Source organism: Methylobacterium sp. ARG-1 (assembly GCF_001262595.1).
In the GTDB taxonomy this organism is placed as follows: Bacteria; Pseudomonadota; Alphaproteobacteria; order Rhizobiales; family Beijerinckiaceae; genus Methylobacterium; species Methylobacterium brachiatum.
Genome location: NZ_LHCD01000039.1, coordinates 1 through 14,277, shown reverse-complemented (window position 1 = coordinate 14,277; position 14,277 = coordinate 1). Strand labels below are relative to the sequence as shown.

The following is a 14,277-nucleotide window of genomic DNA, read 5'->3' as shown; positions in this document are numbered from 1 at the left end:
CCCTCGATCCCACCCTTGGCCTCAGCCTAGGGCATCGTCGATGGGTTTTCCGGAGGGAGGGCGAGGAGCATGCCTTCGCCCTCCTCGGACGGGTGCACTCGAACAGCGGCAAGATGCTCATCCAGGCCGCCGTGGACGGGCTCGGCCTGGTGCAGCTGCCCGGCACTACGGGCGGGACGAGATCCGGTCTGGTGCCCTTCTACACGTGCTGGAGACGTGGGCGTCGAAGGAGCCCTTCGAGTTCTTCATCGTATATCCGCAACGGAGGCTGCCGCAGCGAGTCCGCACGCCGATCGACTTCCTGGTCAACGAGATGCGTGCCTTGTAGGCGCGCTGAGGCGGGCCGGAACGCTTCGTCCGACCCGCCGATCCCTCAATGCTCAACCGCGCTCGTTCAGCATCGGGAAGCCGCGCTGGTGCCACACCGGATAGGCCGGCGGAACGTCGCTGGCAGCATCGAGCATGGCCACCTGTTCCTCCGAGAGACTCCATCCGACCGCACCGATGTTCTCGATCAGCTGCTCCTCATTGCGCGCGCCGACCACGATGTTTGACACCGTCGGACGCCGGAGCAGCCAGTTCAGCGCGACCTGGGGCACAGTCTTGCCGGTCTCTCCGGCGACGCCGAGAAGCGCATCGACGATCCGGAAAAGGCGCTCCTGCTCGTAGTGCGGTCCGGTCTCGGCGATGTCGTGCGCCCGCGTGCCCGGCTTCGGCGGCTGGTCGCGACGGATCTTGCCTGTCAGCTTGCCCCAGCCCAGCGGGCTCCAAACCACCGCGCCGACGCCCTGGTCGCGCCCGAGCGGCATCAATTCCCATTCGTAGTCGCGGTTGAGCAGGGAGTAGTAGGCCTGGTGCGCCACGTGGCGCGGGTAGCCGTATCGATCCGACACCGCGAGCGACTTCATCAGGTGCCACCCGGAGAAGTTCGAAGCGCCGATGTAGCGGACCTTGCCGGAGCGCACGATCCTGTCGAGCGTTGAGAGCGTCTCTTCCACCGGGGTGTTGTAGTCCTGCCCGTGGAGCTGCAGCAGGTCGATGTGCCCGGTGCCCAACCGCGTCAGGGCCTTGTCCACGGCGTCGACGAGATGCTGGCGCGACGAGCCGAAGCCGTTGGGATCGTCGCCCATCGGGAACGTGGTCTTGGTCGAGATCAGCAGGCGGTCGCGCTTGCCCTTGATGGCGGCGCCCAGGATCTCCTCGGCCAGCCCGTCCGAGTAGACGTCGGCGCTGTCGAACATCGACACGCCGTGGTCGAGGCAGACGTCGACGAGGCGGGAGGCGCCCCCCGCGTCGGTCGATCCCCATGCCTTGAAGAAATCGTTGCCCCCGCCGAAGGTGGCGGTCCCGAAGCTGAGGGCGGGTACGCGGAGCCCTGAGTGGCCGAGGCGTCTGATTTCCATCGTCGTTCTCCGTTTTGCGGGTGGTGCCGATGACAGGCCATCGGCATGCGGACACAAGGCGCCGCGAGGGTACCGGCAATCGACACGGGTGTGGATCAAGCTTGTCGCGGCTGGCCGTTCGAGGCGGACAAGCCGCCGTCCACCGGCAGGTTCACCCCGGTGACGAAACGCGCGTCGTGGCTCGCGAGGAAGGCGATGACGTCGGCGACCTCCTCTGCCTCCGCGCCGCGACCCATCGGGATTCGGTTGGCGAACTTCGCCATCAGGGCCGCGTCGTCCTTCATGTCCCGGGTCAAGTCCGTGAAGGTCAGGCTCGGATTGACGGCGTTCACCCGCACGCCCTTGTCGCCGAGCTCAAGCGCCAGCGACCGGGTCAAGTTGGTCACGGCCCCCTTGGCGGCGTTGTAGAAGCTCATGTTCCAGTCGCCGCCGAGACCCGAGACCGAAGACACGTTGACGATGCTACCCTTCGCCGTGAGCAGATGGGGCAACGCGGCCCGGATGCAGAAGAAGACGCCGTCGACGTCGACCGCCATGACCTTGCGCCAATCCTCGAGCGAGGCTTCGAGGAAGGGGCCGGTGGGGGCGACGCCGGCATTGTTGACCAGCACGTCGAGCCTACCGAACCGCCCGACCGCAGCAGCCATGAGCGCCTCGGCATCGGCCTGGTGCGAGACGTCGCCCGCATGCACCAAAGTTCGCCCAGCATCGAGCTCGGACGCGACGCGGTCGAGCTTGCCCCGGTCCCGGCCGTTCAGGACGACGGAAGCGCCCTCCGACGCGAACCGTTTCGCGGTGGCCGCGCCGATGCCGCTTCCGGCGCCGGTGACGACGACAACGCTCTTTTCGAAGCGGGACATGTTCGGCTTCCTTCCTGACGGGTGATGCTGTGGTCGATGCCGGATCTCAGGCGAAGGGCGGGATGAGCTTGAGGTCGCCGAGGTGCCGGAACTGGTTCCGGAACATGTCCTCGGTATCGATGCAGGCATGGAAGCCGGCCTGACGGGCCTTGATCGTGCTGCTGATGTTGTCGAAGCCGCTGGCGAAGATGAAATCGCCGAAGGGCCACGAGGCCACCTTGTCGTAGGGGATCGGCTGCAACCCGTAGCGCTTGGTCATCCCGTCCCAGAGCGGCGCCTTGTCGGCCATGTAGGTCGCGAGCGGCATCGGGATCGGATCGGCCCAGTCCATGTCGAACATGCGCGCGATCCGCGGCCACATGTGCTGCCAGCGGAAGTAGTCGCCGTTGGTGATGTTGAAGATCTCGTTCCGCGCGGCCGGCGTTGTGCCAGCCCAGTCGGCCGCCTCCGCCAGGATGTCGGCCGAACTGACTTGGTAGAGCGCCCGGTAGGCGGCCTCCGTGCCGGGGAAGCGAAGCGGGATGCCGAGCTCCTTCGAGATGGCCGCATAGACGGCGATGACCGTGAGCAGGTTCATCGGGTTGCCGACGGCGAAGCCGCAGACCGCCTCGGGCCGGAGCGCGGTGAACGACCAGTCCTTACCCTTCTGGCGCTCGCGCAGGAGGTCCTCTTGGTCGTAGTAGAAGTTCGGCGGCATCAAGCGCGGATCGTCCTCGCGGGCGGGCGTCTTGAAGGGCCCGAGATCGGCACCGTAGGCCTTGCCACCCTGGTAGAACGTGACGTGCCGTAGGCCCGGCGAGGTCTCCTCGACGACGTCGAGCAGGTTGCGCAGGATGGCGACGTTGACGGTGCTCTTCTCGGCGGCCGTCTGCTTCTCGATGTAGGCTCCGAAGACGATGTGGGTGACGTCGCGGACGCCGCCGAGACGCTCCCGGACCTGGCTGGGTTCGAGGAGGTCGACGGAGATCGCCTCGACGTTGGGGACGGACGGTTCGGTCCGACGCGACAGGCCCAGCACCTGCGTATCGGGCTGAGCGGCGAGGCGGGTGGCCGCAGCGCGGCCGATGACGCCCTGGGCGCCGGCGACGAGGACTTTTCTCTGCATGATCGGCTCGCTTCTGTTCGCCCTAAGCTGGGGGTGCCGGGATGAGCAAGAAGTGGTCGCACCGGGAACCAGCCTTACCGAGGGGAAAAGCCGCCGACGCCGTTCGCGGTTCGAACGTTCGGCTAGTGGCGCCGTTCGTGCCAGTTCAACACCATTCGGACTTACGCGCTGGGCCACTGGAGCGTCCGCTTGCGGGATATCGTCACAGCCTGCTGAATGACCGTTGTGGGCGCAAAGCTGAACGACCGCTTTTGCGCGGGTCGGCGATCCGGCATGGCGTAGTCTGGCCGAAAGCAGCTGGTCCGCTTCGGGGAGGGACTGCCGAAAAAGCGGACGCCCCCCTTTGAGTTGGATCCGAGAGGTGCGGCTCGGGCGAACGGACACCGATCGAGGCCAGACGACCGGTCTCTCGCCGACGTAGACAGCAATGCGGCTAGATCTGCCCGGCTGCGAAGATCACCCGTGCTGTGCGGTCGAAGTAGCGGTTGGGCAGCGTCGAGCCCGGTGCGACTGACTTGGCCAAGGATGAGGCCAAGCCGTGATCCGGCGCCCGCGGGATGTTGAGTTCAGCCGCGGCCTCGATCATCACATCAGCCTGCGGCCCGCGCGCCCTGCAGACAACGATGGGTGCGTTTCCTTCTTCGGGCACATAGCGGAGCCCGACGGCGACGCCGCGGCCCCGGATCAGGATGGTGGCGCGCTTCAGGCCGATCCGGGGCAGGCCTGCTGCTTCCTGCCGATGACGGCGGTGGGCGCCGCGCACGTGGGGATCGCCCTCCTGCTCCTTGAACTCGCGCTTCAGTTCGGTGGCGCTCATCTTCATGTCGCGCAGGAACAACCAGCGTTGAATGAGCACGTCGGCGACGCCGGCAACCAGGAAAGCGCAGACTCCGATGCCAAGCAGGAGCTTGGTCTGGGTAGTGATCACGAAGCCCAGGCAGCCCGTGCCGCAGGTCGGCATCAGCACCAAGGTGTTCCAGGTCCCGAGGAAGACGAAGAGAAGGGTGCCGCCGAGCAGCAGCGCCTTGACCAGCGTCTTGGCGAGTTCGACCAGGGCCTTCACGCCGAACATCCGCTTGAACCCCTCGACCGGGTTCAGGTGCTCGAGCTTCGGCTTGATCGGGTCGAGGGAGAGCACGATCCCCTGATTGGCGACCATGCTGCCGAGGATGCCGGTCGCCACGACCAGGCCGAGCATCGGCAGGACGGTGCCGGCCGCCAGTTCGGCGAGACTCGCGCCAACCTGCGGGGCGGCAACCGAGAACGCGTCGTTCTGCAGGTTGCTCGCCTGGAGCATCGCCTCGCGCCACCGGTCCGCGAGTGCGCCCCCGCGCGTCCAGAGGAAGATCGCCGCGGCGGCCAGGCCGAGGGCGCCGACGAAGTCGCGGCTTTTGGCGATCTGCCCCTTCTTGCGAGCGTCGCGCAGCTTCTTCTGGCTCGGCGGAAGGTTCTTCTCCTCGCTTGAATCGCCGCTCACCGCAGGAACTGCCCAAGGCGGTCGGCGAGGCCGCGCGTCGCGCCGACCTCGGAGCCGACATAGTCGAACAGGTAATTGGCGTAGACCATCAGGAACAGCACGACCGCGACGTTCTTTAGCGTCGGCGCCAGATCGTTCAGGTTCAGCTGCGGCGCGAGGCGCCCGATCAGCATGACGCAGATGTCGAGGAGCAGCATCAGCACAATCACCGGCCCGCTGACGAGGACAGCCGTGCGCAGGACTCGGTCGACGAGGCGGGCCACCGCCATCACCGCGTCGAGGTCAGCGGACGGCAGGGCGTTGCCGATCGGCCAGAGCGCATAACTGCCGTAGAGGATCTCCACGACGGTGTTCATCCCGTCGGCGGCGACGAAGACCGTGATCGCCAGGATCCCGAGGAACAAGCCCAGCGCCGAGGCCTGCGACTTGGTCGTTGGGTCGACCGGCGCAACTTGGTTAGTGATGCCCCGCTGGGTGTCGATCAGTTCGCCGACCGACTGGATCGCCCAGAATGGGATGCCGAGCACGTAGCCGATCAGGATGCCGACGAAGAGCTCCTTGAGCGCCATCAGGGTCAGGCGCACCGCGTGGATATCGGCCGGGCCGAGGCCCTGGCGGCTGTAGGTGAGCACTGGAAGGGCGAGCGCGAAGGCGAGGCCGAGCCTGAGGACGGTGCCCAGCTCGGCGCGGGTGAAGACCGGCAGGATCAGCAGGATCCCGATCGGGCGGCTCATCCCGAGCGCCGTGACCGTGACCCAGCGCGTCGCCTCGGTGACGAGGGCCGCGAGGCCCGCATAGGTCGAGAGGTCGAGGCTGGGCGGCACGGATCGGCTCAGCCGCGCCGGGTCAGGGCGGGAAAATCGATGAAGACCTGCTTGGCGCCCTCGAACAAGGGCGCGGAGAGAACCGGCACGAACAGCGCCAGCACTGCGACGACCACGAGCAGCTTGACCGTCTGCGGCATGGTCTGGTCCTGGATCTGCGTCGCCGCCTGCAGAATGCCGACGACGAGCCCCACGACGAGCGCCGCGATGAGCGGCGGCAGGGTCAGGGTCATGAACTGCGCGAGCGCGTTGCTCACGTGCATCTGGACGCTTGCACCATCCATGCCGTCCTCCTCCTCACTCCGACTCTGCACGGTCCCCGCACGCCGCACCGGCCGGTCAGGGGGTGATCGCGTAGCTCAGCACCAGGCCGTGCATCAGCCGCGACCAGCCATCGATGGCGATGAACAGGAACAGCTTGAACGGGATCGAGATCACGGTTGGCGAGACCATCGACATCCCCATCGCCATGAGGATCGTGGTCACCACGAGGTCGATCACGATGAACGGCAGGTAGAGAAGGAAGCCGATCTCGAAGGCGCGCTTCAACTCCGAGATCAGGAAGGATGGGACCAGGATCTGCATGTCGTCGGGCCCAGCGCTGGCCCGCGCGCCCTCGGGCCAGACCCGCTGCGTCGCGTCGAGGAAGAATGCACGCTGCTCGGGACTGGTGAAGCGGCTCAGGTAGTCGCGCACCGGCTCCTGGGCGCGCTGGCCCGCACGCATCCAGTCGTCGAGGGAGTGGTAGGTCAGCTGGGGATCGGCCGCCCGCTGGAACACCTGCTCGGCCACCGGCGAAGAGATGTAGACGGTGAGGATCAGGGCGGCGCCATAGAGGACGATGTTGGGGGGAATCTGCTGCGTGCCCAAGGCGTTGCGCACCAGGAAGAGCACGACCGAGATCTTCATGAAGGCCGTGGTCGTCACCACCACGAAGGCGAGCAACCCCAGCCCGAGGGTGACGGCGAGAAGGGCGAGGATGCCCGGCTGGACCTCGGTCATGCCCGACGCCCTAGTCGTGTCCGAGGTTGGGCCCGGCCTGCCCGGCTTCCGGCCCGTACAGGCGCACGACCCGGACGCCGATCCGCTCGCCGATCTCGACGATCTCGCCGCGGCCGATGCGCGACCCGTTCACCACGAGGTCGACCGGCTCCTCCGGCGCGAGCCCGAGATCGAACACGTGGCCGGCACCAATCCCGCGGAGCTCGGCCAGGGAGACGGTCAGCCGTCCGAGTTCGAAGGCGAGCGTGACGCCGACGGCGTCCAGACCAGTCCCGGCGGCCTCGGCCGCAGGGCCGGCATCCGGGGTCATCTCCTGCGCCATGGCTGCGTCAACGCCTCCCATCGACCCCGTCACGATCGGTCGAAGGGGTGTCTTTAGCGTCGCTGTGTGACGGTCCGTCTTCGCCGTCGCGGCGTGGGACGTCCCCACGGTCATCCGGATCTCGTCCTGCGCCAAGTGCCAGATGTCGGGCAGGATCGCGTCTCCCAGCCGCAGCCTGGCAAGCTGGTGCAGCGTCAGCCGGGTGTGCCCGGCCCGGCAGCTGATCGGCAGCCGAAGATGAAGATCGGCGGCGCGTCCTTCGAGCGCCTCGACGAGGGCCAGGGCCGCGGCCTGCGCCGGCCGGCCGACCTCTGCCGGGTCGAGATCGAGCCGCGCCTGAAAGGCGTCGCCGTCGAGCTTGCCGTCGAGGAGCAGCGCGATCGTTCGGGAGCCGCCCGACGGCGGCGCCACTCGGTCGACGCGCAACCCAGTCCCGGCAACCCGCTCCGCGCTGTCGAGGTGTGTGGCCAGCGCGAGTTCAACGAGCAGGGCGCCGGCCGGGCCGGATGGGAGCGGCTCGAGACCCGGCTGCACGGCCTTCACGAGCCGGGACAGGATCCTGGCCGGCACCTGCAGGCCGAGCTGTCCGTCCGCGCCGATGCCGAAGACGATCGTGACCGTGTCCGGCGGGGGCGCGGCGGCACAGAGTCGGATCCCGGCCGGGGTCAGCCGCAGGGGCATACCTTCGACCGCCACCGACAGGCCGTCCCGCGGGCGCGCGAGCCGGTTGACCAGCGCAATCGAGGTCTGGGCGAATCGCGTGCGCGGGCGGTAGCGCCGGGGCGCCGGCGCGGCTGAGGCCGGCGGGCGAACGGAGACCGGCGCGCTCATGTCCGGGCCCGCGCAGCGCCGAGCCGCGTCAGCGTCTCGTCCTCCGCTTCACCTTCTTCGGCCTGCTCGGCGGCGGCACGGCGCGCCGAGAGGATGCGCGCGCGCACCCGATCCCACCGGTCCGCCTCGCTCGCCCGCACCGTGTGGCGCGCGCGGGCTGCGGCGAGGGCCGCGTCCGCGGCCTCGCCTTCGGCCGCGCGCCGGCTGGCCCGGGCGCGGGCCTCCGCGACCCGCTCGGTCAGTCCTGCGACCCGGAGGCGGTTCTCGACGAAGGTCGCGAGATCGACGGCCGCGCCGCCGACCAGCGCCGCGTCGAGCGCCCGTTCGCCCGCGCGGCGCTCGGCCTCGCGGGCCGAGACGTCCCGAAGGGCCCGCGCCGTCGCGTCCTCGGCGGCGGCGCGCGCGGCTTCAGCCGTCCGCGCGACGTCCCGCGCCTCCGCCTCGCGGCGCGCGCGCAGCATGGCGAGACGGCTGAGGTCGACAGGCCTCACGCGGCGAGCCGCTGCATCCATGCGATGCTCTCCTCGAAGGGGGTGGTCTCGGCTTCGGCCTGCCGCAGGAAGCCGCGCAGGTCGCCGATCCGCGCGAGGGCGGCGTCGGTCAGCGGGTCGGAGCCAGCCTTGTATTCGCCGACCTGAATCAGGAACTCGGTCTCCTGATAGCGCGCCAGCAACTCGCGGACGCGGGCGGCAGCCGCGACGTGGTCCTGCCCGGCCACCGCGTTCATCACCCGGGAGCGGCTCGCCAGCACGTCGACCGCGGGATAGTGGTTCTGCGCGGCCAAGGCCGGCGACAGGACGATGTGCCCATCGAGGATGCCGCGCGTCTCCTCGGCGATGGGGTCGCCGCTGCCGTCGCCCTCCACCAGCACGGTGTAGAACGCGGTGATTGAACCCGAAGCGCCCGGGCCCGCCCGCTCCATCAGGCCGGGCAGGCTTGCGAACACGGAGGGCGGAAAGCCCCGCCGTGTCGGCGGCTCGCCCGCGGCCAAGCCGATCTCACGCAGGGCCCGGGCGAAGCGCGTGACCGAGTCCATCAGCAGCACGACGCGCCGGCCCGCATCCCGAAAATGCTCCGCGATCGCGGTTGCGGCGTAGGCTGCTTGGAGGCGCTCGATCGCGGAGCGGTCCGACGTCGCCACGATAAGCACGCTGCGCGCCAAGCCGGCGGCGCCGAGATGGCGCTCCACGAACTCGCGGACCTCGCGGCCACGCTCGCCGATCAGCGCGATCACGCAGATCTCCGCCTGCGTGCCCTTGACGATCTGCGCGAGCAGGGACGACTTGCCGCCGCCCGGCTCGCCGTAGATGCCGAGCCGCTGGCCTTCGCCCACCGTGAGCAGGCCGTCGATGACCCGCACCCCGAGGGGCATGGGCCGGTCGATGAGCTGCCGCTGCAGCGGGTTCGGCGCGGTGCCGCGCAGCGGCCGGGTCGGCGCGCCGTCGAGGGGGGCGCCGCCGTCGAGGGGCAGGCCGCGGCTGTCGAGGATCCGTCCGAGGAGCGTGGGGCCCACCGGGACCTCGACCATCCGGCCGGTGGGTACGACCTCCACGCGGGACGAGAGGGTCTCGATCGCACCGATCGGGGTCAGGATCGCGGTGTGCTCGGTCAGGCCGACAACCTCGGCCTCGAGGCTCAGGCCGCTCTGGTTGTCCTCGAGACGGCACAGTTCGCCGATCCGCACACCGGGGACCACCGCGTGGATGACCGTGCCGACCGCGCGGGTGATGCGGCCGCGCAGCGGTCGCGTGTCGATGGTGCGGGCGGCGTCGCGAAGGCGCGGAAGCGCGTGCGACAGCGCCTCCGCGGACGGGACCGGGTCGATGAGGTCGAGCAAGCGGCTCATGGGTGCGGCTCCAGCGCGGCGAGGCCCGCCCGCAGGGCGCGGAGTTGCGCAGCGATCCCGATTTCGACGCTGCCGATCGGGCTGCGCAGCGTGCTCTCGCCGGGGCCGAGGCTCGGATCGGCCTCGATCTGCGGCGCCCGGTCGCCGAGCCCCGCGAGGGCGCCCCGCACGGCCTCTATCTCGCCCGGGCAGACCCGCAGTACCGCCTCGGCCTCCGGCTGAAGCTTGGCCACCGCCTTTCGGACCGCCCGGCCGATGCGGTCACCCGGCTCGAAGGTCCCGACGATCTCAGTGACGAGATCGTGAACGAGGGCGGGTAGATCCTGCTCCAGCGCGGCGACATGGTCCGCGGCCCGCGCCGCCGTATCCGCGAGGAGGCGCGCCGCCGCCTCAGCACCGGCCTCGCGGCCCTCCGCGTAGCCGCGGGCGCGCTCCCGCTCGAGGTGCGCCTGCGCCCATTCCCGCGTCTCGACCACGTGGCGGTGCGCGGCGGCCAGACCCGCGCGGGCCTCGTTCCAGATCCCGGTCTCGGCGGCCGGCACGATCGGACCGGTCGGACGTAGGCGCGGCGCCGCGGGCGCTTGGTCAGGCATCCTGGGTGACCTCTTCGGGCGTGTAGGACTGCGCGACGGCGGCCATCACCGCCTCGGCCTCGTCATCGCCCTGCGCCTCGGCAGCGAGCATGCTGGGCGGCAGCGCCAGGGAGATCACGGCGCGGACCGGGGCGGGCTGTCGCCGCAGCCAAGCGCCCAGGCAGTCCGCCCCGTCGCGCCGGATTGCGCCCTCGAGGTCGCCGTTGTTCTCACGCGGCGGAGCCTCGGCCCCATGCCGCAGGCCGAGCGCGTGGGCCTCCCGACCGATCGCGGTGATGAGATCCGTGACCGCACGGGCGGCCAGAAGGCTTCGGATCGCCCGACCGTGCAGGACGGCGCCAGCCCGGAGCGCCGCTTCCGCGGGATCGGTGCGGAGCCAAGCCGGCGCGGTGGCGGCCTCCACGGCGTCGGAGCCGAGGCAGACGTCGAGGCGGGCGCGCAGACGCTCGCAGGCCAGCAGGCGCGCGACCGTCGCATCGCTCAGCCGCGGATCGAGGGCGGCACGGACGTGGTCGGGGTGGACCGATCGGTCGATGCGGCGCGACGCTTGCCTGGACGGCGATGAGGACTCCATCATCACGCTCTCAGGCGGCTTGCTTGATCGGCGTCGACACACCGGGACGGGCGGGCGGCGCCGGCAGCGCCGTATCCGACGGCGCCATCGGTTCGAGAGCTCCGAGCTGCGGCCCAGCCGTCCGGCGCCGTCGCGAACGGACATACCAGAGGGCGCCCCCTGCAAGAGCCAGGGCTCCCCCGGCACCGGCGGCCGCGGGTGCGAGAGCGGCCGCGAGCGAGCCTTGGGCCGCCGGCGGCGCAGCGGCCGCCGACCCGACAGCCTCGCGGTCGCCCTGTGCCCGGTCCACGGGCACGAACACGACCGAGACTTTCTCGTAGGTCAGCCCCTCGATGCTGTTGGCCACCAGCATTTTGATCTGCGGCAGCAGCGCCTTCACCGAAGCCGCTTGATCGTACCTGATGAACACGGAGGCCGAAGAGGGCGTCGCGTCCTGCTTCAGGAGGTCGTTCTTCGGCAGAACGACGTGGATCCGCGCCGAGAGGACGCCGTCGATGCCGGAGATCGTCTTCGAGAGTTCCTGGCTCAGGGCGTAGATGTAGCGCGCCCGCTCCTCGGTCGGCGACGCGATCAGTCCGCCGCCCTTGAACACCTCGCCCATGTTGGTGAAGGTCTGGTGCGGATAACCGCCCGCCTTGAGGAGTTCGACCGCATGCGCGAAGCGGCCCTGGTCGACCTGAACGGTGCTGGTGCCATCCTTCGCACCGACGCGCGCTGCCTCGATGCCCTTGTCGAGGAGCAGCGCGACCATCTCGTTGGCCTCCCGCTCGGAGAGCTTGGTGTAGAGGTCGGTCTTGCAGCCGCCGAGCACCAGGGCCACGGCCGCGAACAGCGCGGCGCGGCGAAGGCGGCGCCCGCGGCGCGTGCCGGTCGGATGCGTCATCGGCGGCTCTCCGTTGAAGACGAGGGATCGGGCGATCGCCATCGGAACGCGCTCAACCCGATGAGAGGAGCTTGTTGAGCGAGCCCGTGAAGCTGCTAGTCGTCTTCGAGACGATGGAGACCTGCACCACCTGATCACTCACCTGCTGCAGCTGGTCGACCATGTGGTCGAAGCCCGAATTTCGGCTTTGGCCCGGCTGCTGGTCCGGCTGGACGGTCGTCGGCGCGCCCGAGGGAGCCGGCCGCAGCTGTGCGCTCGCCGGTCCTGGCTCGCGCGCCGGTATCCGCAGCGTCGGCTCGCCTCCCGACGTCTGGGGCGCCCGGCTGCGCGTGCTCCAGGCGGCATCGCCCCGCTGCACGCTGTCCATGCGGTGGATGACCCGATCCCCGATCGACGGCCCGTCACGCTGCGGTGCGGCGCTGACCTCCGGGACGGGGTTCGGCCGCACGGGCGTCTCGGCTGGGCCGCCGACGCGGGCCGTGCGCGTCTCGAGGGCCACCGCCCGGGGCGCCGCGGCTTCGGACGGCCGGGCGATCTCGAACGTCTGCGGGCCGCCCGGATGCTGGCCACCGAGCCCCTGCCCGGCCTCGGAGCCGGGCGCCGGGACCATGCCGCTGCCGCCGAGACTTGTCGCCACCGACTCGATCGCCATGCTGTACGGCTCCGTCACGTCGTGGGCGGCTGGAGGGCGCCGCGCCGGAGAATCCCTCCGGCCGCCGCATCCCGGCCTTCGAGGTCGACGCTAGGGACGAGAGCTGACGGGGACCTGACGAAGCGCCGGCCGGCTGTCAGCCCAGCGTCGCAATTCCCACCTAAGCGGGACGCTGCGGGTGTGTGGCCCGCGAGGAGCATCATTGGGCATGCCACGACCCGACCGGCACGGCCGCCCTCTGACCGCCTCCGCCGTCGTCCTCGGCGGCGCACTGGCGAGCGGCCTCGGCTGCGCCGCCGCGCCGCTGAAGCTCCCCGACGCCACCTACAATTACACGGTGATTGACCAGGATCTCGCCGCCGCCCTTCAGGAATTCGGCGCCAACCTCAACATCAAGGTCAATGTCGCGCCCGACGTGAAGGGTCGGATCCAGGGCCGGATCCCCGAAGGCAAGCCGCAGGCATTCCTCGACCGGCTCGCCACGGCCTACAATCTCGAATGGTATTACGATGGCAGCATCCTCTACATTACACCCGCCAAGGAGAATCGAACGCAGCTTCTGGTGCTGAGCCCGATCAGCTACGACACGCTGAAGGACGCGCTCGACGCGTTGCAGATCAGTGACCCGCGCTTCTCGCTGCGCCCCGCGCCGAGCAAGGGGCTAGTGATGGTCTCCGGGCCGCCGCGCTACGTCGCGCTGGTGGAGCAGACGCTGGCCGGCCTCGTGGCCGAGGCACAGGCGCGGCCCAAGTCGTCGCCCCCGGCTCTCCAGGCCGGGAAGGAGCCCGCTCCCGCCAAGCCCACCGTGCTGACGGTCTTCCGCGGAAGCCAGACAACAATCCTGCGGGACGGCCGCGCCGAGCGGATGCCAGGTCCGGAACCCGAGATGCCAGCTCGCTCGGGCCCGCAGCCGGCCGCGAACTGGGTCCGCACCGAGGGCCCACCGGTTGGCGTACCTGGTCCGGGGCCGACCCCGTAGGCCGCCCCAGAGCGCCGCCGATCCGGGCAGCCGGCACATCGGCCGTCGACTTGGTCCAGGGCCCGTCAGGTTCTCGACAGGTCACCTCCCTAGCGTCCCGACCCGTGGCGATGCCCAGCGTTGACCGGCACGATCCGGGCGGCGCGGCTGCGGAGCCGCTGGGTAACCGGGATCCACCGGGGTGCGGCTCGCGCCGCGCGCCGTTGCGCCTCCGGATGCCCATCGTGAACCGGCCGGACGGCCCGGACGCTTTGGCGGACGATGCCCCCGGCCTCCAGAAGGAGCATCCGATGTTCGGAACGATCGGAAGCATCGCGGGCAGTGCCCTCGGCGGGCCCGTCGGCGGCATGGTCGGCGGTGCGATCGGTGATGCCATCGGTGGCTCCGGGGACGGTGGTCAGCAGGCCCAGGCCTTCGACAAGGCCCTGAGCCAGTTCGCCATGCAGATCGCCGGAGACGGGATGGATGAGATGAACCAGGCGATGAGCGATACGGAAGAGGATTTCGCGTAGCTGCCCCGCGGGGTGGCCTCGGATCTTCCAATTGTCGTTCAGATCCTGGTCGCTTGTTCGCGAGCGACAACTGAAACCGAACGAGATGGAGACGGATATGGCTGGTGGAATCGGCAATATTGCGGGTGGCCTCGCGGGCGGCCTGACCGGCGGAGCGACGGGCGGTGCCGGCGCCGCGGGCGGTGGCGGTGACAGCTTCGCGCAGAACCTCGCCCAACTTCAGCAGGTGAGCGAGGAGCAGCAGCAGAAGCAGATGCAGCTGCGGATGGTGTCGGCCAAGCTCGGCACCGACCAGAACGCGGCCAAGGAAAAGCCGCAGGGGTAAGCCGACGGGGCGTGGGGCGCTCCGACGCCCCACGCCCGCATCCCTGTCCCGAATCGATCCCGAGCAGAGGCTCGGTAGCATTGTCCCCC

17 protein-coding genes are annotated in these 14,277 nt (G+C 69.9%); 3 read left to right on the top strand and 14 right to left on the bottom strand.

Features of this window, described 5'->3' with window-relative positions:
* Positions 1-380: 380 nt before the first annotated feature.
* The 14 genes from AKJ13_RS25525 to AKJ13_RS30840 form a co-directional block, all read right to left on the bottom strand.
* Positions 381-1,403, bottom strand: coding sequence for an aldo/keto reductase (locus AKJ13_RS25525; protein ID WP_050735844.1), 1,023 nt, complete (start codon positions 1,401-1,403; stop codon positions 381-383).
* Positions 1,404-1,498: 95 nt separating this feature from the next.
* Positions 1,499-2,263, bottom strand: coding sequence for an SDR family oxidoreductase (locus AKJ13_RS25520; RefSeq protein ID WP_050735843.1), 765 nt, complete (start codon positions 2,261-2,263; stop codon positions 1,499-1,501).
* Between the two features lie 46 nt (positions 2,264-2,309).
* A complete protein-coding gene (locus AKJ13_RS25515; protein WP_050735842.1) occupies positions 2,310-3,368 on the bottom strand; it encodes an SDR family oxidoreductase in 1,059 nt (352 codons plus the stop codon).
* 433 nt (positions 3,369-3,801) lie between these two features.
* Positions 3,802-4,845, bottom strand: a complete 1,044-nt coding sequence (locus AKJ13_RS25510; RefSeq protein WP_050735841.1) for an EscU/YscU/HrcU family type III secretion system export apparatus switch protein — start codon at positions 4,843-4,845, stop codon at positions 3,802-3,804.
* Positions 4,842-5,669, bottom strand: a complete 828-nt coding sequence (gene sctT, locus AKJ13_RS25505; protein ID WP_050735840.1) for a type III secretion system export apparatus subunit SctT — start codon at positions 5,667-5,669, stop codon at positions 4,842-4,844. The genes AKJ13_RS25510 and sctT overlap by 4 nt, the downstream gene beginning before the upstream one ends.
* 8 nt (positions 5,670-5,677) lie before the next feature.
* Positions 5,678-5,953 (bottom strand): flagellar biosynthetic protein FliQ, encoded by a 276-nt coding sequence (locus AKJ13_RS25500; protein WP_050735839.1) that lies wholly within the window; start codon positions 5,951-5,953, stop codon positions 5,678-5,680.
* A gap of 55 nt (positions 5,954-6,008) precedes the next feature.
* The gene (gene sctR, locus AKJ13_RS25495) at positions 6,009-6,671 is read right to left on the bottom strand and encodes a type III secretion system export apparatus subunit SctR (RefSeq protein WP_050735838.1); all 663 of its coding nucleotides are present in this window, start codon (positions 6,669-6,671) and stop codon (positions 6,009-6,011) included.
* 10 nt (positions 6,672-6,681) lie between these two features.
* Positions 6,682-7,824, bottom strand: a complete 1,143-nt coding sequence (gene sctQ, locus AKJ13_RS25490) for a type III secretion system cytoplasmic ring protein SctQ (RefSeq protein WP_050735837.1) — start codon at positions 7,822-7,824, stop codon at positions 6,682-6,684.
* Positions 7,821-8,336, bottom strand: coding sequence for a hypothetical protein (locus AKJ13_RS25485; RefSeq protein WP_050735836.1), 516 nt, complete (start codon positions 8,334-8,336; stop codon positions 7,821-7,823). The genes sctQ and AKJ13_RS25485 overlap by 4 nt, the downstream gene beginning before the upstream one ends.
* The gene (gene sctN / locus AKJ13_RS25480; RefSeq protein WP_050735835.1) at positions 8,312-9,670 is read right to left on the bottom strand and encodes a type III secretion system ATPase SctN; all 1,359 of its coding nucleotides are present in this window, start codon (positions 9,668-9,670) and stop codon (positions 8,312-8,314) included. Before sctN ends, AKJ13_RS25485 begins: the two co-directional genes overlap by 25 nt.
* Positions 9,667-10,263 (bottom strand): type III secretion system stator protein SctL, encoded by a 597-nt coding sequence (gene sctL / locus AKJ13_RS25475; RefSeq protein WP_050735834.1) that lies wholly within the window; start codon positions 10,261-10,263, stop codon positions 9,667-9,669. Before sctL ends, sctN begins: the two co-directional genes overlap by 4 nt.
* On the bottom strand, positions 10,256-10,840 hold the full coding sequence (locus AKJ13_RS25470) for a hypothetical protein (RefSeq protein ID WP_050735833.1): 585 nt from the start codon (positions 10,838-10,840) through the stop codon (positions 10,256-10,258). Before AKJ13_RS25470 ends, sctL begins: the two co-directional genes overlap by 8 nt.
* A 7-nt stretch (positions 10,841-10,847) precedes the next feature.
* Positions 10,848-11,720: a type III secretion inner membrane ring lipoprotein SctJ gene (gene sctJ / locus AKJ13_RS25465; protein WP_082317125.1), complete on the bottom strand. Its 873-nt coding sequence runs from the start codon at positions 11,718-11,720 to the stop codon at positions 10,848-10,850.
* A 52-nt stretch (positions 11,721-11,772) separates the two neighbouring features.
* Positions 11,773-12,372: a nodulation protein NolB gene (locus tag AKJ13_RS30840; RefSeq protein WP_050735832.1), complete on the bottom strand. Its 600-nt coding sequence runs from the start codon at positions 12,370-12,372 to the stop codon at positions 11,773-11,775.
* A gap of 208 nt (positions 12,373-12,580) precedes the next feature.
* Between AKJ13_RS30840 and AKJ13_RS25455 the strand changes: the two genes are divergently transcribed.
* The 3 genes from AKJ13_RS25455 to AKJ13_RS25445 all read left to right on the top strand — a co-directional run bounded on the left by AKJ13_RS25455 (position 12,581) and on the right by AKJ13_RS25445 (position 14,188).
* A complete protein-coding gene (locus AKJ13_RS25455) occupies positions 12,581-13,351 on the top strand; it encodes a secretin N-terminal domain-containing protein (RefSeq protein ID WP_050735831.1) in 771 nt (256 codons plus the stop codon).
* Positions 13,352-13,575: 224 nt separating this feature from the next.
* A complete protein-coding gene (locus AKJ13_RS25450) occupies positions 13,576-13,863 on the top strand; it encodes a hypothetical protein (protein WP_144426386.1) in 288 nt (95 codons plus the stop codon).
* A gap of 31 nt (positions 13,864-13,894) precedes the next feature.
* The gene (locus tag AKJ13_RS25445; protein ID WP_144426385.1) at positions 13,895-14,188 is read left to right on the top strand and encodes a hypothetical protein; all 294 of its coding nucleotides are present in this window, start codon (positions 13,895-13,897) and stop codon (positions 14,186-14,188) included.
* Positions 14,189-14,277: the final 89 nt, after the last annotated feature.

What these genes read in the sequence shown, in the direction of transcription:
- AKJ13_RS25525 (WP_050735844.1), bottom strand. Translation starts at nt 1,403, where the DNA reads ATGGAAATCAGACGCCTCGGCCACTCAGGGCTCCGCGTACCCGCCCTC.
- sctL (WP_050735834.1), bottom strand. Translation starts at nt 10,263, where the DNA reads ATGCCTGACCAAGCGCCCGCGGCGCCGCGCCTACGTCCGACCGGTCCG.
- AKJ13_RS25500 (WP_050735839.1), bottom strand. Translation starts at nt 5,953, where the DNA reads ATGGATGGTGCAAGCGTCCAGATGCACGTGAGCAACGCGCTCGCGCAG.
- sctQ (WP_050735837.1), bottom strand. Translation starts at nt 7,824, where the DNA reads ATGAGCGCGCCGGTCTCCGTTCGCCCGCCGGCCTCAGCCGCGCCGGCG.
- AKJ13_RS25515 (WP_050735842.1), bottom strand. Translation starts at nt 3,368, where the DNA reads ATGCAGAGAAAAGTCCTCGTCGCCGGCGCCCAGGGCGTCATCGGCCGC.
- sctR (WP_050735838.1), bottom strand. Translation starts at nt 6,671, where the DNA reads ATGACCGAGGTCCAGCCGGGCATCCTCGCCCTTCTCGCCGTCACCCTC.
- sctN (WP_050735835.1), bottom strand. Translation starts at nt 9,670, where the DNA reads ATGAGCCGCTTGCTCGACCTCATCGACCCGGTCCCGTCCGCGGAGGCG.
- sctJ (WP_082317125.1), bottom strand. Translation starts at nt 11,720, where the DNA reads ATGACGCATCCGACCGGCACGCGCCGCGGGCGCCGCCTTCGCCGCGCC.
- AKJ13_RS30840 (WP_050735832.1), bottom strand. Translation starts at nt 12,372, where the DNA reads ATGGCGATCGAGTCGGTGGCGACAAGTCTCGGCGGCAGCGGCATGGTC.
- AKJ13_RS25470 (WP_050735833.1), bottom strand. Translation starts at nt 10,840, where the DNA reads ATGATGGAGTCCTCATCGCCGTCCAGGCAAGCGTCGCGCCGCATCGAC.
- AKJ13_RS25455 (WP_050735831.1), top strand. Translation starts at nt 12,581, where the DNA reads ATGCCACGACCCGACCGGCACGGCCGCCCTCTGACCGCCTCCGCCGTC.
- AKJ13_RS25485 (WP_050735836.1), bottom strand. Translation starts at nt 8,336, where the DNA reads ATGGATGCAGCGGCTCGCCGCGTGAGGCCTGTCGACCTCAGCCGTCTC.
- AKJ13_RS25520 (WP_050735843.1), bottom strand. Translation starts at nt 2,263, where the DNA reads ATGTCCCGCTTCGAAAAGAGCGTTGTCGTCGTCACCGGCGCCGGAAGC.